The following is a 19,816-nucleotide window of genomic DNA, read 5'->3' on the forward strand; positions in this document are numbered from 1 at the left end:
CCCGTCGACCATCCGTGTCGACACCGTCACCCCAGGTGCGGCGTGGGAGGAGGCAGGCACCCGCCCGCCTCGGGCGGCCTTCGCTGACCCGAGTCCGGGCCGGTGTGCCGGCCGCCTTGATGGTCTCAGGCCGGGTAGTTCCCGGCTTCGAGGTCGTCGAGCAGGCTCGGCTGGGTGGGCTGCCAGCCGAATCGTTCCCGGGTCAGCGCGCTCGAGGCGGGCTGGTCGACGCCGAAGACGCCGCCGAGGAATCCGAAGGTCTCCGCCGGGACGGCCGCCGTGGGCAGGCCGAGTTGGCGGCCGATGACCTCGGTGAGGGCCCGCATCGTGTCGCCCTCGTCGGCGACGGCGTGAACCACCGTGCCGGGAACGGCGTTTTCCAGGGTAAGCCGGAAGAGCCGGGCGGCGTCGAGGCGGTGCACGGCGGGCCAGCGCTGGGTGCCGTCACCGACGTAGCCGGCGACGCCGGTGTGCCGGGCCGCCCCGATGAGCAGCGAGGCGAAGCCATACGGTCCGCCTCGGGCGTGGACCGACCGAGGGAGGCGGACAACCGCGGAGCGGATGTCCCTGGCGGCCAGGTCGAGGACTGTCTGGGCGTTGCGGCCGCGCCCGCCGATCGGCCCGTCGGTCGGCGCCGGGTCGTGTTCGGTCGCGGGGCGTCCGGGTACGGCGGGTGTGCCGGAGGCGATGACCAGCGCCTTGCCGCTGCCCTCGAGCGCGGCGCCGAAGGTCTCGACGGTGCGGGTCTCGGCGGCGACCGAGTTCGCGAAGTCGGTGAAGTCGTTGGTGAAGGCGAGGTGGATGACCCCGTCGGACTCGGCGGCCCCGGCGCGCAGGCTGTCGAGGTCGTCGAGGTCGCCGCGCAGCACGGCGGCGCCGGCGGCGGTGATGGCCCGCGCCGAGGCGTCGGAGCGTGCCAGGCCGAGGACCTCGTGGCCCGCGGCGAGCAGGTCGGGGACGACCGCGGAGCCGATCCCGCCGCTGGCACCGGTGACGAAGACGCGCATGACGAACTCCTACCCGTGATGGGACTGGTGTCCCATCACCGTAGCAAAGTGATGGGACACCAGTCCCATCAGTACAATCGGGTGATGCCCCGATGGGAACCAGACGCGCGCGAGCGGCTGGTCACCGCCGCGCTACACCTGTTCTCCGAGCAGGGCTACGACAACACCTCCGTCGCCGAGATCACCGAACGCGCCGGCCTGACCAGGAGCACGTTCTTCCGGTACTTCCCCGACAAGCGGGAGGTGCTGGCGGCCGGCCAGGAGATCCTGTCGCGGCTGTTCGCCGACGGCATCTCCGCGGCCCCCGCGGATGCCACCCCCCTGACCGCGGTCGCCGCCGGGCTGGAGCGCGCGGCCGGGGCGATGACGCCGTTCAACCGCGAGCTCGGGCCCCGGCTGCACGCCGTCATCGCGACCAGCACCGAACTCCAGGAACGCGACGCGCTCAAACAGGTCGGCCTCGCCGCGGCCATGGCAGGTGCGTTGCGTGCCCGTGGCGTGCCGGACCTGGTGGCCACCCTGGCGGCCGAGCTGGGCGTGCTGGCGTTCAAGGAGGCGTATGCCGCGTGGGTCGCGGCGGACAACCGGCAGGAGCTGGGGGACCTGGTGCGCACCGCCCTGGATCGGCTGCGCACCACGGTCACCGAACTCGGGTGACACCGAACCGGTGGGCTCCACCGGAAGCGGAAGCCAGAAATGCGTTGGACCAGGCCGCGGCGGTCGGCGCGGGAGAGCCAGGCCGGGGACTCCGGACTTTTCCTGGCGAGGATGCCCACGGTTGCGACAGAGTTTCGGGCGTGACTGCACTCGACCTGGACGGCCTGAGCGGGCATCCACGGCCCGCCGACACCCGCCCCGCCGCGCACACCCGTGCCGGAGCGCGGCGATGACCGACACCGCGCCCCCGCGGCGCAGCCGCCGCTACGCCGACGGCGTGCTCGGCGGTCCGACCGACACCGAACGCGCCCGACTGGCTGCCATGGCGGCGGTCTGCGATCCGACGACGATCCGCGTCCTCGGTGAACGCGGCGTCGGCGCCGGCTGGCGATGCCTGGAGGTCGGCGCCGGCGGGGGGTCGATCGCGGCCTGGCTCGCCGACCGCGTCACCGACGCCACCTCCACCACCTCCGACACGGCCGACACGGCCGACACGGCCGACACCTCCGACACGGCCGACACGGCCGACACGGCCGACACCTCCGACACGGCCGACACGGCCGACACGGCCGACACCTCCGACACGGCCCGGGCCGGCCATGTGGTCGCCACCGACGTCGACACCCGCCACCTCGATGGCCTCGCCGGCCCGCACCTGACGGTCCTGCGTCACGACGTCACCCGCGACCCCGCACCCCCCGGCGGGCCGTTCGACCTCATCCACGCCCGCTTCGTCCTGGAACATCTCCCCGACCGGGAGCACGTCCTGGACCGTCTGCGGGGCTGGTTGAAACCCGCCGGCGTCCTCGTCGTCGAGTCGATCGTCGAATTCCCCCTGGACTCCTCGCCCCACCCGGCGTTCCGCCAGGCCATGCGGAGCATCGGCGAGGTGCTGGCGAAGACCATCGGCACGGACTCCACCTGGGCGCGCGGGTTCCCCGCCCCCCTGCAGACCCGCGGCCTGGTCGACGTCGGGCTGAGCGTGCACCTGCCGACCACGGGTGGCGCGGGCGCCTCCGCCCAGTGCTGGGCGCTGACCCTGACCCGCCTGCGTCCCCACATCCGCGAGCTGAACCTGGCCGACGACGACACCCTCGACGACGCCCTGGACTGCCTCGCGGACCCGGCGTTCTTCGATCTCTCCTTCGCCACCGCCGTCGCCTGGGGCCGCGCACCCGGCTAGCTGTGCGCGGCGCGCGTGGCTCTGACCTGCACGGGGTCCGCCGGCCGGGGGCGGTGGGCGCGGCGGTGGGGTGTCGGCTGGCGGACTACCCGAGGTGCACGTTCGGCGACCATTGCGGCACTTAGAGTGCGAGCAGTGATGGCAACCCTGCGCACGGTGTCTCTCGCCGCGGCGATCCTCCTGCTCCCCGTCGCCGGTGCCCGCAGCGCCGAAGCGGCGCCACCCCCACCGGCATCGCCACCGGCGTCGACATCGGCATCGGCATCGGTGTCGGCGTCGGTGTCGGCGGGGGTGGCGGCGGGGGTGGCGGTCTCGCTGCCCCGGCCCACCGGGCCCTTCGCGGTCGGCCGGGACACCCTGCACCTGGTCGACCGTCATCGGCGCGACCCGTGGGTGCCCGGCGTCGCGCGGGAGCTGATGGTCGACATCTACTATCCGGCGCGGGCCGCCACCGGCACCCCGGCGCGTTACGCCACACCGGAGGAGATCCGCCTTTACCTGGCCGCGCTGGGCCTCGCCGACGCCCTGCCCGTGCAGGCGCTCGCCGACACCGTGATCGCCAGCCGGGTCGGGGCGCGCCCGCTGCCCGGACGCCGGCCGCTGGTGCTGCTGTCCCCGGGCCTGGGGGTGGGGCGCCGCTCGCTGACCGGGCTCGCCGAGGACCTCGCCAGCCGCGGCCTGGTCACCGCGACCGTCGACCACGCCTACGAGTCGGTCGGCACCGCGTTTCCCGGCGGGCGGATGCTGACCTGCGTGGCCTGCGATCGGCTGCGCACCGACGCCGACTTCCGCGCCGCCAGCCGCGGGCGCGCCACCGACCTGTCCTTCGTCCTGGACCGCCTCACCGGGCCGCACCCGGCGTGGCGCGGCGCGGCGGTCATCGACGCCACCCGCGTCGCGGCGGTCGGGCATTCCCTCGGCGGGTCGGCGGCGGCGTCGCTGCTGCTGCACGACCGCCGGGTGCGTGCCGGGGTCGACCTGGACGGCACCCTCGGCGAACCGGTCGGCGCCGGCGGTTTCGGCGGGCGGGCGTTCCTGCTGCTCGGCGCGACGGCAGACCACCCCGGCACCGGCGGCCCCGCGACGGCGGACGACGATCCGAGCTGGGTGCAGGCGTGGGCGCGGCTGGGCCCGCCGCGGCTGTGGCTCGACGTCGACGGCGCCGACCATTTCAGCTTCACCGACGATCCCGTCCTCGCCGACCAGATCCCGCTGCCCGCCACCGTGCAGGCACCGGCACCGGCGCTGACCGGCCGGCAGGCGTTGGCGATCACCCGCGCCTATGTCGGGGCGTTCGTCAAACGCTGGCTGTGCGGGCGCGCCCAGCCACTGCTCGACGGGCCGAGCCGGGCCTACCCGCAGGTCCGCGTCGTCGGCCGCTGACCAGCCGCGCGTAGCGTTCGGCGACGCCGTCGTAGGCCTCGGCGGTCACGGACAGATCCGACTCGTCACCTATGGCCGATGATCCTAGTCGGCCGGGGGACGGGGCCGCCGCCTACGCCGTCGCGTCCCCCCGGCCGGGATGTCGGTGGTGGCGGGCAGCGGTTTCGTACGGGGCCAGCGGCGCCGGATCTGGCCGTGCAGCGCCGCGGTGAGCCGGTGGAGTCCGCCGAGCTCGGGATTGTCGGTGGTCATCGTGGCGACGACGGCGAGCCGGTGGGCGAGGCGTCCTCGGGCGGTCGCGGTGCCCCAGCGCCAGTCCTTGTGGGTCAGGCGGGCGAGGTGGTCGGCGCCGTCACGGCGGGCCCGTTCGACGAGCGCGTCACCGCGGATCAGCCAGCCGGCGCAGGCGTCGGTGAGAGCGCCGGGCAAGGCGGTGCCGGTACGGGCACGGTAGGTTGCGTGGTAGGCGATCTCGGCTTCTGCGCGTAGCGGTGGCGGGACGGCGGTAACGCACCAGCAGGTGGGGAAGCCCATCCGAAGGTAGGCCAGTTCGACCAGGCCACTGCCCAGGCTGGCGTGTTCGAGGTCGATGAACCGCGTCTCGGCTGCCGAGCGCAGGCCAAGTCCGTTGTCCGGGCACGGGTCACCGTGCAGCAGAGCGTGGTGCCCGGCCGCACTGAGCCGGTCCAGGAGTCGTTCGAGCTCGCCTGGCACACCGGGCGGGACGGGGACACCGAGCGTCGCGGCCAGGCCGACGAACGCCTCGATGTCAGCGTCGGTGGGACCGGACCATCGCGGTAGCGCGTGCGCGTGCGCATCGGCGGGGCCGGTCGCCGCGTGCAGGCGGGCCAGTGCGCTCGCCCATCCCACGACCCAGTCGCCCGCCGCGCCGCGGGCGGGCACGTACTCCAGAACCAGCACCCGGGCGTGCGGGTCGGCGCCGATCAGCGTCGGCACCACGGGCGGGCGAACCCGGGCGGCCAGCCGCAGCGCCGTCACCTCGCGGGCATAGCGATCCGCGGCGTCCGACCCGCCGACGACCTGCTTGACGACGGCGGGGGAACCATCGAGTTCGACGAGCCACACCCGCGAGCGTGGGCTGCTCGCCAGCCGGCGGATCGGGCGCGGCGATCCCACCGCGGCCCGCAACTGCTCACCCACCGGCAGGTCACGACCCCCACGGAACCAGTCGATCACGCGGCCGTCGTCGCGGACTCGGCGCCGGCTACCAGCGCCGGCCGGCAGGCAGCGGCGCCGGGCCTGGCGTGCAGACGTGCAGCACCTGGTAGTGCTCGGTGGCCTCGCCGTCCCCGGCGGCGGCTGCAGCGTCGGCCCACGGTGATCTCGTACTGCATCGCGTACATGTCCGCGTCCTTATCCTCTGGGCGCGGCGTGGGCGGTGAGCAGGGCGACCACGCCATCGACGGCCTGGGTGAATGCCTCGGCGCTGCCGGCGGCGCGGGCCAGCACGTAGCCGCCCTGCAGCACCGCGACGATCGTGGCGGCCGTCGCCGGCGGGTCGAGCCCGGTGAGCTCGCCAGCGGCCACGCCCTCGGCGAGCAGAGCGCCCAGGCGTGCGCGCAGCCAGGTGAACGTCTGCTCGACCGGGCCGCGCAAAGCAGGGTCGGCCATGATGTCGGGATCCTGGGTGAGCCGGCCGACGGGGCAGCCGCGCAGCACGTCCCGCTCGCGGCGCAGGTAGGCCTCGATGCGGGCGAGCACCGGCCCGTCGGCGCCAAGCTGGGCGTCGGCGGCCGCCCGCAGCTCGGCGGCGGTCCGCGTGATCGCGGCGTGGGCGAGCGCGGCCTTGCCGGCGAAGTGGTGGTACATGCTGCCCTGCCCGACCCCGGCGTGTGCCTGGATCGCCTTCGGGCTCGTCCCCACGTACCCGCGCTCCCACAGCAACACCCGGGTGCTCTCGATCAGCCGCTCCGCCGCGTCCACCCCACCACTGTACATACCAGTAGGTACAGACGGGGTTTCCTTGTCCTTCCGGAGGAAGGTGTCGCAACCCGGACGAATCGCGCGCCGCCGATGTGACACTGCAGGCCGGGCCGGGCCGGTTCGCCTGACGGTGCGCCCCGGATGTCCCACAGTGCAGGGTGGGCAATCCACGGCGCACGCGAGCGGCGGGGACGGGACGGCGGGTGGGTGGGCATGAGGCGGATGCGCTACGACGAGCCAGCCGCGGTGGCGTTTCGGGCGGGACGGCACGTGCCCGCGGACGGCCTGGCGCACTGGCGTGCCGCGGTGGCCCGCCATCTTGCTCCCCGCCCGGGGATGGCGCTGCTCGACCTGGGTGCGGGCACGGGCTGGTGGGCGCAGCTGTTCACCGCCTGGTACGGGGTGCAGGTCGTGGCCGTCGAGCCGTCGGCGGCGATGCGGGCGCGGGCACGGGCGCCGCGGCTGGTCGCCGGACGGGCCGACGCGCTGCCGCTGGCCGCGGGCAGCCTCGACGCCGCGTGGCTGTCGACGGTGGTCCACCATCTCGCCGACCTGCCGGCGGCGGCCGCGGAGCTGCGGCGGGTGCTGCGGCCCGGCGCGCCGGTGCTGCTGCGCTCGGTGTTCGCCGGCCGCGCTGATCAGATCACCCTGCTGCGGTTCTTTCCCGAGGCGATCCGGCTCGTCGACGACACCTACCCGCAGGCGGCGACGGTGCGGGCGGTGTTTGCCGCCGACGGGTTCACCGCCGCGGCCGGTGAGGCCGTGACGCAGGTCAGTGCCCCGTCGCTGGCCGCCGTCCTCGACGGCCTGGACCGCGACGCCCACACCCCGCTGCGGCTGATCGACGACGACGCCTACGCCGCCGGCCTCACCCGGCTGCGCACCGCCGCCACCGCGACGGGGCCGGTGATCGACACGATGGACCTGCTCGTGCTCCGCTGACGCCCAACGGCCCAACGGCCCAACAGCCCGACGGCCCGGTGGGCATGGGCCGGTGGGCGGGTCAGGCGTGCTCGCCGGTGCCGGTGTGCTGGGGTGCGACGCCGTCGGGACGGTAGACGCGAGCGGGCGGGCCGGTGGGGTCGGTGCCGAGGGTGTTGCCGCAGCGGGTGGAGATCCACGTCGACACCGAGTTCGGTCGCATCATCGGTCGCCAGCTCTCCAGGTCGTAGGTGTCGCCGGTGGCGTAGCCCTTGCCGCCGCCGAGCGCGGGCACCAGGGCCAGGTCCTGGTGGCAGGTCAGTTGCGCGTGCATGCTGTCGGTGACGTCGCGGCCGAGGGCGGGCAGCGTGGACACGCAGCCGCCGATGGCCGCCCAGATCGCCTCGGTGGCCTCGTCGCGGTCGGCGTGGCGGGCGGCCGAGGTGGGCCGCACCGAGATCCGCAGCCGGCCGTCGGCCCACTGCTCGACGACGATCTCCTCGACGTAGCGGCTGGATCCGCAGTACGGCCGCGCCGCCGCGGCGGCCCCCGCGGCGTCGAGTCTGGGCGGGCTGGACTTGGGCGGGCCTGGGCTGGGCGCTGTGGAGGTGGTCGGCGCCGGGGCGGGACGCGCCGCGGCGTCCGCGCGGGTCGGGCCGTCACTGCCGGCGCCGGAATAGCAGCCGGCGAGCAGCACCAGCACCGCGACCACGCTTACCAGCGCCGGTGGAGCCAGGAGTGGCGGCAGCCGCCGCATGCGGCGATCCAGACGACGGTCCGGCCTGCGATCCGGCCGACGGCCCGGACCGCGGTCCAGACGGCGGTCCGGGGGCAGCGGGGCGCGGGCGTCTGGCCGGACGGGGTCACGGCGGGAAGAGGTCGGCCTGTGCACGTGCAGAAGGGTAGGTCCGATCGGGTCCGGCGGCCGCGACCGACCCCGCACCTCGGCCGGCGGGTCGGCCGGGGCGCGGCGGGTCAGCCCCACAGGGCGCGGGCGAGGGTCACCCCGACCGCGGCGGCGCCGATTCCGGCGAGCAGGCTGGCGGCGGCGGTGAGGGCGGCGAGGCGGCGGTGGCCGTCCTCGATCAGGCGCAGCGTCTCGTAGGACAGCGTCGAGTAGGTGCTCAGCGCCCCGCACAGCCCGGTGCCGACCAGCAGCGCCACCCGCGTCGAGGCGGCGCCGGCGCCGACCGCGCCGGTGATCAGGCCGAGCACGGCGCTGGCCGCGGTGTTCACGGTGAGCGTGCCCCAGGGCAGCGGGCTGTCGTGACGGGCCTGCACGGCCCGGTCGGTGAGATAGCGCAGCGGGGCGCCCACCGCCGCGCCGAGGATCACCAGCAGCCAGCTCACCGCCGCCGCTCCCCGCGCCGCCGTTCCCCGCATCGCGCCAGCAGCCCGCGGGTCACCGCCGTGGCCGCCCACACCGCGGCGAGCGCCGCGGCCGGGGTCAGCGCCAGGGCAGCCAGGGCTGTCAGCGGCCGGCCGTCGTCGAGGTGCCCGTCGACGTCGACGGCGTAGGTGGAAAAAGTGGTGAACCCGCCGAGGATCCCGGTGCCGAGGAACGGGCGGGCCAACGGGTGGGCGAGGCGGGTGGCGCGGACCAGGGCCATGAGCATGCCGATCGCCGCGCAGCCGACGGTGTTGACGGCCACGGTGGTCCAGCCGAACCCGCCGGGATGGGTCGGCCAGGCCAGCGCCGCGCCGTAGCGGGCGCAGGCGCCGAGCGCACCGCCGGCGGCGATGACGCCGAGCAGCAGCGCCGGGTGGGCCCGCAGTTCGGCGCGCTGGGCCGGCAGGTGCAGGTCGACGTCGGGATCGGTCGCGGCGACGGTGGGATCGGCGGTGGGGCGAGGTTCGGCGGTGGCCCGGGGCCCGGTGGGATCCGCGGGGGGTGTGCGCTGCGGCGCGGGCTGCTCGACCATGGGGCTCCTGCCTGCGTGGCGCGCGACCCGACGGGGGATCGAACGCAGCTGTGTGACACGCAGGGACCGTCGGCGGCGCGGTGGCGCGGTTCGACCACGGCGGGCCCCACCGCCGCCGGCGGCCGCAGGGCGGGCACCGTCCGGGGGGCGAGTTTACCCGCCGTCTGCGTGCAGGCCGGCCACCCCCGCCATCTATTCGATCGCCGTCGTACACTCACGACGACGTGTTCGGTGGCCATCGAACATGTGGGGAGGGTGTCCGGGTCGCGGCCCGGCGCCGGCGCCGGCAGCGGCGCGCAACGTGAGGAGAACAGCCATGGCGGTGTCGTTGGGGCGGGTAGGCGTGTGGTCGCTGTCGTATACCTGGACCGGATCGGACGTCGCCGCCACGGCGGCGGAGCTCGACGCCCTCGGCTACGGTGCGCTGTGGCTCGGCGCCGCACCGGCGGATCTGGCCCTGCCCGAGCAGGTGCTGGCCGCCACGGACCGGCTGGCCGTGGCCACGGGGATCGTCAACGTGTGGACGACGCAACCGGCCGCCCTCGCCGCCGGCTACCACCGGCTCGACACCGCCCACCCGGACCGTTTCCTGCTCGGACTCGGCATCAGCCACGCCCAGATCGTCGAGGGGCTCGGCCACGCCTACACCCGTCCGCTCGCCCATCTGGGGCAGTTCCTCGACGGGCTCGACGGTGCCGACGCCCCGGTGCCGGCCCAGGCGCGCGTCCTCGCCGCGCTGCGCCCGCGGGCGCTCGAGCTGGCCGCGCGCCGTGCCCGCGGCGCGCATCCCTACCTGGTGACCCCCGAGTACACCGCCGCCGCCCGCACGACGCTCGGCCACGGCCCGCTGCTCGCCCCCGACCAGAAGGTCATCCTGGACACCGATCCCGCCGCGGCCCGGCGGCTGGCACGGGCGAACCTGTCCTACTACCTGGCGATGCCCAACTACGTCGCCAACTTCCAGGCGTCGGGCTTCGACGCCGACGACGTCGCCGGGACGGGCAGTGACCGGCTCGTCGACGCCCTCTACGCCTGGGGGACCCCCGCGCAGGTCGCGCAGCGCGTGCGCGCCCATCTCGACGCCGGCGCCGACCACGTCGCCGTGCAGGTCATCTCCGCCGACATCGACCCGGTCCGCCGCACGGGGCGTCCCACCGTGGAGGGCTGGCGCGCCCTGGCCCCCGAACTGCCGCTGTGACACACGCAGGCCCGGCACCGCCGTGGCGGTGCCGGGCCTGATCGTGGCAATGTGATCGTGGCAATGTGATCGTGGCAATGTGATCGTGGCAATGTGATCGTGGCAATGTGATCGTGGCGACCCGGGTGCGGGATCCGGGCGAGGCGACCGGCGTGCGGCGGGCTCAGCGGCGCAGCGCGTGGCGGCGTCCGCCCACGGTCCGCCAGACCAGCAGCACGACGATGGCGCCGAGGATGGACCCGACGATGCCGGAGGGCTGCAACGCGCCCTCACCGAAGTCCTTGTCGAACAGCAGATAGCCGAGGAAACCACCGACGAACGAGCCGACGACGCCCAGCAGGATCGTCGCGGGGATGCTCATCGGATCGGGTCCGGGCACGAGCAGGCGGGCCACGGCACCCGCGATGAGACCGAGTACCACCCAGGTGATGAGGGTCCAGAGCACAGCGGGCCTCCGACAGGTGAGGATCAGCGGCGAGGGGCCGATGATCGGCGGGGAGATCGACCCCGATGTACCCGCCGGCGACACTTCACCAAACATCAACCGCCCCTCACCCGGGTGACACCGCGGCGGCGGCCGGTCGATGCGCACGGGCAGCAGCGGGCGCGACCCCACCCGGACCGCAGGGGGACGACGGCCGGGCGGGGCAGCGCTCTACCGCGGCGGCGCGCCCGGCCGTAGCATGCCCTCAAGGCCGGCGGTGGGTCCGACCCCGTCCGAAGGATGGTTTTCGTGGGTGACATCGGCACGCCTGAACTGCTCATCATCGTTGTCGTCGTCGTCGTGCTGTTCGGAGCGAAGAGGCTCCCCGACGCCGCCCGTTCCCTGGGCCGCTCGCTGCGCATCTTCAAGTCCGAGATCAAGGGCCTGCACGACGACGACCACCCCGCCCCGGCCGCCAACGGACCCGCGCCGGCTGCGGTGAGCCCGTCGCCGTCTGCGTCTGTCGGCGACGCGGTCGTCAAGATCGCCGGGCCGGCGTCGGCCGAGGACACCGCGGTGGACGGCCGGCCCGCCGGGGCGCGCTGAGCACCGCCGCGCAGCGCCGTCGCGCTCACAGTTCCAGCCGGGGAGCGTTGCCCATCCTGCCCAGCTGGTAGGCGAGCATGCTGTGGACAAGCTCGTGACGCTCGCCCAGCTGCGCCCGCGCCCGCTCGACCAGGTGCGCCCAGCGTGCCCTCGCCTCGGCCTGCTGGCCCTGATCGTGCATGTCGCTCTGGCGATCCCGGGCGCGCAGGAGCCCGAAACGGGCGGCGAACCACAGCGGATCACCGACCTGCCCCGTCGCGGCGAATCGGTCGGCGATCACGGTGAACCGGTGCGCGGCCTGACCGGGCCGGCCCAGGGCGAGCAGGGCCTCGGCGTTACGCAGCTCCTCGCGAACCCAGGCCGGTAACGGCGGGAGATCGGCCACCGCCCCGCGCCCACCCGGCCGGGCGCCGCGGCCGGCGTTCGGGTCCGCCGCCGGGCCACCCGGGCCGGGATAGGGCGGTTCGACGGCGGGCTTGGCGCGCTTGGCGCGCACGGCGGCGAGTAGCCGCATCCGGGCGGTGTCGCGGTCGAGGGCGAACAGGTCGACGGCGCCGAGCTGACCCAGCAGCCCCGGCCGTGGGCAGTCCTCGACCCGGACGGTCAGCAGCGCGCCGGTGTGGCCGGCGGCGCCCTGACGCCAGGCGCTCTGCCACTGCGCCGGCGTCTCGGTGCAGGCCAGGTAGGCCGCGGAGAGCACGACGAGGGTGGGCAGGGCGTCGGTGACGGTCTGATGCAGACGGTTGACCGGGTGGGTGCCCGCGACGAAGTCCCACGCCTCGATCAGCGCCGTGTACCCGGCCTCCTCCAGCTGCCAGGCGATCCACTGCGCCCACGCCAGATCCGCGTCCACATAGGAGACGAAGATCGCCTTTCGGGATCGCGGCGTCGTCAATGCCTGCTCCTTCAAAAGTCATGAACCGGGTCGGGGTTTCGCCTCCGCCGCCGAAAGGTGGGTCGGCGGATACGCCGGCGGCCGGCACCATCGTGCCATTCCGCGTTTCGCAGACCATAGCCGACAATTTCGGGAACGGGTGCGCGGGTGTCGCGCCGACGCGGATGAACAACCACCAGGCCGATACCGGGTTCGCGACACAGGAAGTCGCATCACGCCGGCCGTCGCGACATCCATGTCGCATCCGTGCGACGACGTCGGTCGCAACTGGAAACGTGTCGGGCGAAGGAACCACGTCAGATGTTCCGTCAACCACTCTCGCACGGTCACCGATCCCGATCGCGACACTACTCCGCGCATCTTCCGCGAGCCGTAGCAGCGGTTTCCGGTGACCACGGCCCACCTACTCGGGCCCGCGACTCCACCGATCCGGGCCCGCGACCTGACCGACGCATCGCGACCGGACTTCCTCGCGGCATCCGCACGGACCCTTTCACGGCCATACCCTGCCGGCCTTCGGCGGACGACACGCCACACGACCCTTCGTGCTCGGAACATCTGAAGGTCCGCATCATTGTTCATTTCCCTTCACATTCCCAGGAATGCACGGAACGAGGCCGTAAAGAAAATCATGCACCGACACCCGGAGGCTTTGTCCACCGCAGCGGAATGCACGCTCGTCGGTCCATCCCGAGCGAGGTTTGATGCTGGGATATGCCTTCCGGGAAGCTGTGTCGGTGGCTTTCCGTACCCGCACCCGCGGCGCGGGGCCCGGTCCGACCGCGAGGTGCGCGGGGCGATGACCTGGCCGCCGATGATGTTCCGCGCAGGGCGGCCTCGGTGACGCCGCCGCCGCGGGGCAGCGCGCAGCCGCACGGCTCGGGGCAGCGTGCGCAGCCGGGGGGGGTGACCGGATGTGGCTCCCGGTCCGGGGTGTCGAGGCCACCCGGCGCCGCACGCCGCACGCCCGACGCCGACGGTCGGCGCATCCGGCGCCCGGCCAAGGCATCCGCATTCGGCGAGAAACCAGCGCACCGGCCGAAAAACAGGGGCATATGCACCGCCATAGGCGCGGGAATCGGTGGTCGTCGCCGGCGAGAGCCGTCTTCCCACCGCAACCGGCGCCGCGCATCGGCGTGACCGGCGCGGTGGCGCCGCCAGGGCGGCGATCGTCACCGCCGGCCGCCCGCGGCTCACCGTCGCCGAGCTGACCTGCGTCGTCGCGCCGTCCCCTGCGGGCACCGCCCACCCGGACGCCGGCCGCGCCGGGCATCGACGTCGCACCGTCCGGCGCCCGCCTCGCCGATGCGTGCCGACCCGGACGCCGCACGCACACAGCACGGAACATGGCGACGTCCGCCGTTCACCGGTGAGCGCGCCCGACGTGCTCCACGCTGCGCCCCGGCGCCGGCGCGGGCGCTTGCCGCACCCGGCGCAGGCGGTGACATCCGGCGGGATCCGGCCCGGTGCCCGCGGGTGGTGTGCGCGGTTTCATCAGCGGTGGGCAGGCCGTGCAGCGACGCCGGTGGTGTTCACTCGAACCGGTGGCGACGCCGAGGGTCCGCCGTGCTGCGGTGCGCCGATCGTCGAAGCCAGGTAGCCGCGGACGAGAAGCGGTGAGAAGAGGATGGTGGTCCGCCGTGCGTGTGGACATCTGGAGTGACGTCGTCTGCCCGTGGTGCTACGTCGGCAAGGCCCGGTTCGACCGGGCGCTCGCCACGTTCGCCCATCGCGACGAGGTGCAGGTGCGCTTCCACTCCTACGAGCTGAACCCGACCCTGCCCCGAGGTCGGTCCGAGTCGCTGCTCGCCGCGCTGGCACGCAAGTTCAGCGACGTGCCGGCCGACGAGATCGAGGGCATGGAGCACCGCGTCGCCGACGCCGCCCGCGACGAGGGGCTGGCTTACCGTTCCGACCGGCGCAACGGCAACACCTTCGACCTGCACCGGTTGCTGCACCTGGCCGGCGAGGCGGGGCGGCAGGCCGAGGCGGTCACCGCGCTCAACCAGGCGCATTTCGGTGCCGGCCGGGACGTGTTCGACCACGACATCGCCGTCGAGGTGTTCACCAGCGCCGGTCTGGCGCCCGCCGAGGTGCGCCGGGTCCTGGCCGGCGACGACTACACCGAACGGGTGTTCGCCGACGAGCGGGCCGCCCACGACATGCGCGTCACCGGGGTGCCGTTCTTCGTCGTCGACCGCACCCTGGCGGTGACCGGGGCGCGCTCGGCGGACCTGTTCGCCCGCACCCTCGACCAGGCGTGGGCGCGCCGCGCGCAGCGGGTGGCGTGAACGCACCGGCCACCCGGCGGCGAAGCGCGATACGGTCCACAGCATGATCAGCGCCCAGGGGCCGGCAGAAGACGTCGATGTCGACGTCGACGCACGCGAGCTGCACCGCCGGCATGCGCCGTCGCCGGCGGCGTTCACGCGCGTGCACACCCACTGCCGCATCGTGTGGGACATCGCCGCCGGGCTGCTGGGCGCGGGGCGCGCGCCGCAGGCCGACGCGGGGCTGGTGCGCACCGGGGCGCTGCTGCACGACATCGGCGTCTACCGGCTCTACGACGACGCCGGCCAGCTCGATCACGCCCAGTACCTGCGCCACGGGGTACTCGGCCATGAGCTGCTCGCCGCCGACGGGCTGCCCGAGACCGTCTGCCGTTTCGCCTCCTGCCACACCGGCGTCGGGCTGACCCGCGACGACATCGCCCGCGGCAACCTGCCGCTGCCCCCGGGGGACTACGTCGCGCGGACCGTCGAGGAACGGCTCGTCATGTACGCCGACAAGTTCCACTCGAAGAGCCATCCGACGAGCTTCCTGACCGCGGACGCCTACCGCGGCTATGTCCGCCGCTTCGGCGCGGACAAGGTGGCCCGGTTCGACGAGCTGACCGCCGAGTTCGGCGTGCCGGACCTCGCCGCCCTCGCCGCCCGCCACGACATGACCGTCCGCGACGGCTGAGCAGCCGTGACGCTGAACCGCCGCGGCGGGCGGCGGGCTCAACGCAGCAGCTCGGCGAGGGTGTCGACCTGCGCGGGGTCGTCGGCGTAGCAGTAGAGGACCAGCTCGTCGGCGCCGAAGTCGGCGTAGGCGGCGACGGTGTCGACAATCTCGGCGGGGTCGTGCAGCGGCTCGCCCCACCCCGGTCGCCCGGTGAACGCGTAGTAGTCCGCGGTGGCCCGGCGGGCACGGGTGATCGTGTCCGAACCGCCGACGGCCACGTTGACCTGGCAGACCAGCCGCGGCCGCCCGGCCCGCCCGGCGGCGGCCCACTGCTCGCCCACCTCGCGCACCAGGGGCCCGGCCCAGGCCAGCGGCGCCGCGCAGACGAACCCGTCGCCGTGGCGCGCGGCGCGGCGCAGCGCGGCCGGGGCGAAGCCGCCGACGAGGATCGGCGGGCCACCCGGGGTCGCCGGCCGCGGGCCGATCGGCGCCCCCCGGTAGGGCTGCCCGGCCCAGATCGCACGGAGCGCGACGAGCTGGTCGTCGAGGATCCGTCCGCGACGGTGCATCGGCGTCCCCGCCGCCGCATGGTCATCGGCACGGCCGCCGACACCGACACCGAGGACGAGCCGTCCGCCGGACATGCGGTCGACGGTGGCGGCCTGCTTGGCCAGCAGCGCGGTGGACCGCAGCGGGCCGAGCAGAACCTCGGTCTGCAGCCGGATGCCGGTGGTGGCACCGGCGAGGGTGGCCAGCGCGACGAGCGGTTCGGGATTGTCGAAGGTGAGCCGGTCGAGCAGCGCCAGGCAGTCGAAGCGGGCCGCCTCGGCCCGCGCGGCCCAGTCGAGCAGGCGGGTGGGATCGCTGATGGGCAGACCAAGACCAAGGTCCATGATGATCTCCGTGGATCGGGCAGCGGACAGTACTGCCGCCACCTCCTCCTCGCCGGGGCGAGGAGCCATGTCCAGCTGCGACGGATATCTCGGAGCACGGCCTGCGGAGTTCCCAGGGTGATCCTAGAGCATCACCGTGCCCACGGATCCTGCACCGGCAGGGGAACTCCGAGGCGGCCGGCGAGACGCGCGGAGGCGAACGCGGCCATCTCCCGCAGCCCGACCTCGCCGAGGCGGTGCATCCCGGCGAGCCCGGCACCGGAGAGCTGCTCGCAGGCCTGGGCCCGGTCGTCGTCGCCGAGCAGGCGATAGGCGGCGCCGAGATCATGCAGCACCGACGGGTAGAACGCGTACAACGGCAGCGGCACCTCGCAGTGCGCAAGATAGGACTGGCGGACCTGCTCGGCAGCGGTCACCGCCCGCAGGCACCAGCAGAGCCGGTCGTGCGGGTCGTCCTGCAGGCAGGCCATCGTCCGGGCGCAGTCGACGCGCAGGGGGGCGTCGTCGATCGGACTCAGCTGCCGCCACACCACGGCGAGCAGGCGGCGGGCGGCCTGGGGGCGCCCGCCGCGGGCCAACGCGAGGCCGCGTTCGATCCGCCCCGCCCGAGGGTCCGTTGCGTGCATCGGCCGTCCTCCTCCGATTGTGGCCGCCACGGTGCAGGGCGGCAGGTGGGCACGGCGATCACGATAGGACGCGGCACCGACAGTTTCCGCCGGTTTCCGCGCCCGCAGCGCCGACACCGACCGGCGAGCGGCGCGCCTGCCGACCCAGGTGAATCTCCGGGGGAACGCGACGGAATATCGTTGCCAGGATGACCCTTCTGGCCCGGCCCGCCGCCCGGTGAACGGTGAGATCGTGGCCCACGGCGACGTCGCGCGCCCCACCGACGCCGTCGCCCCCCGCGCGCTGCCCGCCCCGGCGGGGCCGGCCGGCGGCGCGGCGCCGGAGCTGCCCGCCGACCTGGCCGCACGGGTCGGGGACTACGCCCGCGCGGCACGCTCGGCGTCGACGTGGCGCGCCTACGACAGCGACCTGCGCCAGTTCCGCGCCTGGTGCGCCCGCCAGCCGGCGGCACCCGGCGCGCTGCCGGCGAGCCCGGCCACCGTCGCCGGCTACCTGGCCACGCTCGCCGACGCCGGCTACCGGCCCTCGACGATCCGCCGCCGCCTCGCGGCGATCTCCGTGGCCCACCGGCTCGCCGGCCAGCCCAACCCGGCCACCGCACCCGAGGTCGGCGCCGTCTGGGACGGTATCCGCCGCACCCGCGGGGTGCGCCCCACCCGCAAGACCGCCCTGGACACCGACCTGCTCACCCGGGTCGTGGCGGGCCTCGGCGACGACGACGTCGCCGACCTGCGTGACCGGGCGCTGCTGCTCGTCGGCTTCGCCGGCTGCCTGCGCCGCTCCGAACTGGTCGGCCTCGACGTCGCCGACCTGGTGGAGACGCCCGACGGTCTCATCCTCACGATCCGGATGTCCAAGACCGACCAGGAAGGCGCCGGGGCGCTGGTCGGCATCGCCTACGGCTCCTACCGGCCGACCTGCCCGGTGCGGGCGTGGCGGGCCTGGGCGGACGGCGCCGGGTTGCGCGAGGGCCCGGCGTTTCGCGCGGTCAACCGGCACGGCCATGTCGGCGCGACGCGGCTCTACCCCGGGTCGGTGGCCCGCATCGTGCAGCGCCGCGTCGCCGCCGCCGGGCTCGACCCCGCCGACTTCGCCGGGCATTCGCTGCGCTCCGGGTTCGCCACCGCCGCCGCCCGCGCCGGCGTCGCCGACCGGTCGATCATGCGCCAGGGTCGCTGGCGCTCGTCGGCGTCCCTCGACGGCTACATCCGCGCCGGGCGCCTGTTCGACCGCGACAACCCCTCCGGCCGCGTCGGGCTGTAGATCGTCCGGGGTCCGCGGGGGTCGAACCCGATCCCTCGACGTCTCCCACCGTCGAACCTCGGACCACGAACCTTCACCGGTCACGGCCGGTTGCGGTGCGATGCGTACGATCCGCAGGCTCAGACCGTGCGGGGCGACCATGGTCGTGTTCTCGTCCGTGGATGGGCGTGGCAGGCTACTGGGTGTGAGCATGGGTGGCGCCGCGGCGGAACCGGACCCCGGCACGGGCGCGGACGCCACCCCTCCCGGCGGCCCCGGTGATCCCGGCGGCGATCCCGGCGGCGAGGTCCACGCGCCGTCAGCGAGCCCGTCGTGGGACATCATCGTGTCCCACACCGTCGCCGAGCCGGACGCGGCCTGGGCACGCTGGCTGTGCTGGCAGCTCGCCCACGCCGGCTACCGGGTGCTCAGCCACCCGCTGGTCACCGCCGACCCGCCGGTGCCGACGGCAGGCGGACCCGCGCCGGTCGGCCTCGGCCTCGATCTCGGCCGCCATCGCATCCTCGGCGGGGAGATCCTCGTCATCTGGTCAGCGGCATACCGGGCGCTGACGGCCCGGTCGGCCGACGCCGCGATGGGCCTGCCCACGCCGAACGCCCATCCCTGCACCAGCCCCAGCCCTCCCGGGGCGAGGCGGCCCCCGGCCGGCGGCGGGACAGGCACAGTGCCGCCCTCGAGCCCGGCGTCGTCGCCGACCGCCGCCAACGGCCCCGGTGGCGGTGGCGGTGGGGGTGGTCGGATCATCCTGGTGCGGATCGAGGACTGTTCGTGGCCCGCGCCGTTCGCCGGCCTGCTCGCCTTCGACCTGTTCGGTCTGGACGCGACGCTCGCGCGGGACTGGCTGCTACGCCAGGTCACCGTCGTCGCTGCCCGGCCCACGGCCGATCTCGCCCCGCCGCCGTTCCCCGCCACCACGTTCAGCGCCACCGACAGCGCCCTCGACGCTCGGCCGACCACCGACCGACCCGCCGACAGCGGACGCCCCCCGCCCGCCCCGCCGGCGGGCGGCCATGCCGGCGCACGCGCGGGCGGTGCGACGTTCACCGACGCCGACGCCGACGCCGACGTCCGGCGCACCCGCGGCGCGGCCCGCGACCTGTCAGCAGTCCGCGACCTGTCAGCCGCCCGTCGCCTGGCGGTCCTGGGCGAGGACCGCGGCCATCCGATGAGCGTCGCCTTCAGCCCGACCGCCGCGCTGGTCGCCACCGCCGGCACCGACACCACCGTGCGGCTGTGGCAGGCGGCGTTCCCCGACGCCCCACGCCTGATCGCCGCCGTCGGCTACGGCCGGCGGATCAACCAGGAGTGGGCGCGGGCGGTGACGTTCAGCCCCGACGGGCGGATCCTCGCCGCCGCCGGCGACGCGGGCACCACGGTGCTGTGGCAGGTCGCCGACCCGGCCCACCCGGTGCCGCTGATGACGCTGACCGGCCACCGCGGCTACCTGCACGACCTCGGATTCAGCCCCGGCGGCACCCTGCTGGCCACCGCCGGCGACGACCGGGCGGTGCTGCTGTGGGACCTCGCCGAGCCGGGGGTGCCACGGCGCGCGGCGATCCTCGCCGGGCATCGCAGCGCCGTGCGGGCGGTGACGTTCAGCCCCGACGGCACCCTGCTGGCCACCGGCGCCGAGGACCGCACCGTCATCCTGTGGGATCTCGCCGACCCGACCCACCCGAGCGCCACGGTCACCCTGACCGGCGCCCGCGGGGCGGTGTTCACCGTGGCGTTCAGCCCGGACGGCGACCTGCTCGCCGCCGCCGGCAAGGACCGCACGGTGCGGATCTACTCGGTCGCCGACCCCACCACCGAAACCGTCCTCGCCGAGATCGGCGACCATCGCCGCGCCGTGCACGCCGTCACCTTCAGCCCTGACGGCACCCTGCTGGCCACCGGCAGCGGCGACCGCACCGCCACCGTGCGCGACATCACCGACCCCGACCACCC

General features: G+C 74.8%; 20 protein-coding genes. 10 read left to right on the top strand and 10 right to left on the bottom strand.

Annotated elements, in window-relative coordinates:
- Nucleotides 1-125 precede the first annotated feature (125 nt).
- Nucleotides 126-1,007 carry an SDR family oxidoreductase gene (locus NBZ83_RS08200; protein ID WP_261574664.1) on the bottom strand — a complete coding sequence of 294 codons (882 nt, stop codon included), beginning with the start codon at nucleotides 1,005-1,007 and terminating at the stop codon, nucleotides 126-128.
- An 84-nt stretch (nucleotides 1,008-1,091) separates the two neighbouring features.
- Here NBZ83_RS08200 and NBZ83_RS08205 point away from each other — a divergent pair, with 84 nt between their 5' ends.
- The 3 genes from NBZ83_RS08205 to NBZ83_RS08215 all read left to right on the top strand — a co-directional run bounded on the left by NBZ83_RS08205 (nucleotide 1,092) and on the right by NBZ83_RS08215 (nucleotide 4,230).
- Nucleotides 1,092-1,664 (top strand): TetR/AcrR family transcriptional regulator, encoded by a 573-nt coding sequence (locus NBZ83_RS08205; RefSeq protein WP_261566692.1) that lies wholly within the window; start codon nucleotides 1,092-1,094, stop codon nucleotides 1,662-1,664.
- 229 nt (nucleotides 1,665-1,893) lie between these two features.
- Nucleotides 1,894-2,847, top strand: coding sequence for a class I SAM-dependent methyltransferase (locus tag NBZ83_RS08210; RefSeq protein ID WP_261574665.1), 954 nt, complete (start codon nucleotides 1,894-1,896; stop codon nucleotides 2,845-2,847).
- Nucleotides 2,848-2,985: 138 nt separating this feature from the next.
- Complete coding sequence (locus NBZ83_RS08215; protein ID WP_261574666.1) at nucleotides 2,986-4,230, top strand: alpha/beta hydrolase family protein; 1,245 nt, start codon at nucleotides 2,986-2,988, stop codon at nucleotides 4,228-4,230.
- An 84-nt stretch (nucleotides 4,231-4,314) separates the two neighbouring features.
- Here the strand turns inward: NBZ83_RS08215 and NBZ83_RS08220 are convergent, their stop codons facing one another.
- A complete protein-coding gene (locus NBZ83_RS08220; RefSeq protein ID WP_261574667.1) occupies nucleotides 4,315-5,427 on the bottom strand; it encodes a phosphotransferase family protein in 1,113 nt (370 codons plus the stop codon).
- A gap of 177 nt (nucleotides 5,428-5,604) precedes the next feature.
- Entirely contained in the window at nucleotides 5,605-6,174 is a 570-nt protein-coding gene (locus NBZ83_RS08225; protein WP_261569299.1) for a TetR/AcrR family transcriptional regulator, read from the bottom strand.
- A 222-nt stretch (nucleotides 6,175-6,396) separates the two neighbouring features.
- Between NBZ83_RS08225 and NBZ83_RS08230 the strand changes: the two genes are divergently transcribed.
- Nucleotides 6,397-7,116 (top strand): class I SAM-dependent methyltransferase, encoded by a 720-nt coding sequence (locus tag NBZ83_RS08230; protein ID WP_261574668.1) that lies wholly within the window; start codon nucleotides 6,397-6,399, stop codon nucleotides 7,114-7,116.
- 61 nt (nucleotides 7,117-7,177) lie between these two features.
- Here NBZ83_RS08230 and NBZ83_RS08235 read toward each other — a convergent pair whose 3' ends face one another.
- From NBZ83_RS08235 to NBZ83_RS08245, 3 genes are all read right to left on the bottom strand, one after another.
- Entirely contained in the window at nucleotides 7,178-7,852 is a 675-nt protein-coding gene (locus NBZ83_RS08235; RefSeq protein ID WP_261569296.1) for a DUF2599 domain-containing protein, read from the bottom strand.
- A gap of 218 nt (nucleotides 7,853-8,070) precedes the next feature.
- Nucleotides 8,071-8,445: a fluoride efflux transporter FluC gene (locus NBZ83_RS08240; protein WP_261569295.1), complete on the bottom strand. Its 375-nt coding sequence runs from the start codon at nucleotides 8,443-8,445 to the stop codon at nucleotides 8,071-8,073.
- Nucleotides 8,442-9,017, bottom strand: a complete 576-nt coding sequence (locus tag NBZ83_RS08245; RefSeq protein ID WP_261574669.1) for a FluC/FEX family fluoride channel — start codon at nucleotides 9,015-9,017, stop codon at nucleotides 8,442-8,444. The genes NBZ83_RS08240 and NBZ83_RS08245 overlap by 4 nt, the downstream gene beginning before the upstream one ends.
- A 316-nt stretch (nucleotides 9,018-9,333) precedes the next feature.
- On the opposite strand from NBZ83_RS08245, the gene NBZ83_RS08250 reads away from it, so the two are divergent.
- Nucleotides 9,334-10,215: a TIGR03620 family F420-dependent LLM class oxidoreductase gene (locus NBZ83_RS08250; RefSeq protein ID WP_261569293.1), complete on the top strand. Its 882-nt coding sequence runs from the start codon at nucleotides 9,334-9,336 to the stop codon at nucleotides 10,213-10,215.
- Nucleotides 10,216-10,378: 163 nt separating this feature from the next.
- Here the strand turns inward: NBZ83_RS08250 and NBZ83_RS08255 are convergent, their stop codons facing one another.
- Complete coding sequence (locus NBZ83_RS08255; RefSeq protein ID WP_261560631.1) at nucleotides 10,379-10,660, bottom strand: GlsB/YeaQ/YmgE family stress response membrane protein; 282 nt, start codon at nucleotides 10,658-10,660, stop codon at nucleotides 10,379-10,381.
- Between the two features lie 279 nt (nucleotides 10,661-10,939).
- Here NBZ83_RS08255 and tatA point away from each other — a divergent pair, with 279 nt between their 5' ends.
- A complete protein-coding gene (gene tatA, locus NBZ83_RS08260; RefSeq protein ID WP_264763030.1) occupies nucleotides 10,940-11,245 on the top strand; it encodes a Sec-independent protein translocase subunit TatA in 306 nt (101 codons plus the stop codon).
- A 25-nt stretch (nucleotides 11,246-11,270) separates the two neighbouring features.
- On the opposite strand, the gene NBZ83_RS08265 is transcribed toward tatA, so the two are convergent.
- A complete protein-coding gene (locus NBZ83_RS08265; protein ID WP_261574670.1) occupies nucleotides 11,271-12,140 on the bottom strand; it encodes a toll/interleukin-1 receptor domain-containing protein in 870 nt (289 codons plus the stop codon).
- Nucleotides 12,141-13,780: 1,640 nt separating this feature from the next.
- Between NBZ83_RS08265 and NBZ83_RS08270 the strand changes: the two genes are divergently transcribed.
- Entirely contained in the window at nucleotides 13,781-14,431 is a 651-nt protein-coding gene (locus NBZ83_RS08270) for a DsbA family oxidoreductase (RefSeq protein ID WP_261569289.1), read from the top strand.
- A 43-nt stretch (nucleotides 14,432-14,474) separates the two neighbouring features.
- Entirely contained in the window at nucleotides 14,475-15,104 is a 630-nt protein-coding gene (locus NBZ83_RS08275; RefSeq protein WP_261569287.1) for an HD domain-containing protein, read from the top strand.
- Nucleotides 15,105-15,142: 38 nt separating this feature from the next.
- Here NBZ83_RS08275 and NBZ83_RS08280 read toward each other — a convergent pair whose 3' ends face one another.
- Nucleotides 15,143-15,979 carry an LLM class flavin-dependent oxidoreductase gene (locus NBZ83_RS08280; protein ID WP_261574671.1) on the bottom strand — a complete coding sequence of 279 codons (837 nt, stop codon included), beginning with the start codon at nucleotides 15,977-15,979 and terminating at the stop codon, nucleotides 15,143-15,145.
- A 131-nt stretch (nucleotides 15,980-16,110) separates the two neighbouring features.
- Entirely contained in the window at nucleotides 16,111-16,605 is a 495-nt protein-coding gene (locus NBZ83_RS08285; protein ID WP_261569285.1) for a hypothetical protein, read from the bottom strand.
- 217 nt (nucleotides 16,606-16,822) lie between these two features.
- Between NBZ83_RS08285 and NBZ83_RS08290 the strand changes: the two genes are divergently transcribed.
- Nucleotides 16,823-17,869 carry a site-specific integrase gene (locus tag NBZ83_RS08290; RefSeq protein ID WP_438803237.1) on the top strand — a complete coding sequence of 349 codons (1,047 nt, stop codon included), beginning with the start codon at nucleotides 16,823-16,825 and terminating at the stop codon, nucleotides 17,867-17,869.
- Nucleotides 17,870-18,059: 190 nt separating this feature from the next.
- Nucleotides 18,060-19,816, top strand: a 1,757-nt coding sequence (locus NBZ83_RS08295) for a hypothetical protein (RefSeq protein WP_261574673.1), incomplete at its 3' end; no start/stop codon positions are given.

This window comes from Frankia gtarii (genome assembly GCF_025403375.1).
Classification (GTDB): Bacteria; Actinomycetota; Actinomycetes; order Frankiales; family Frankiaceae; genus Frankia; species Frankia gtarii.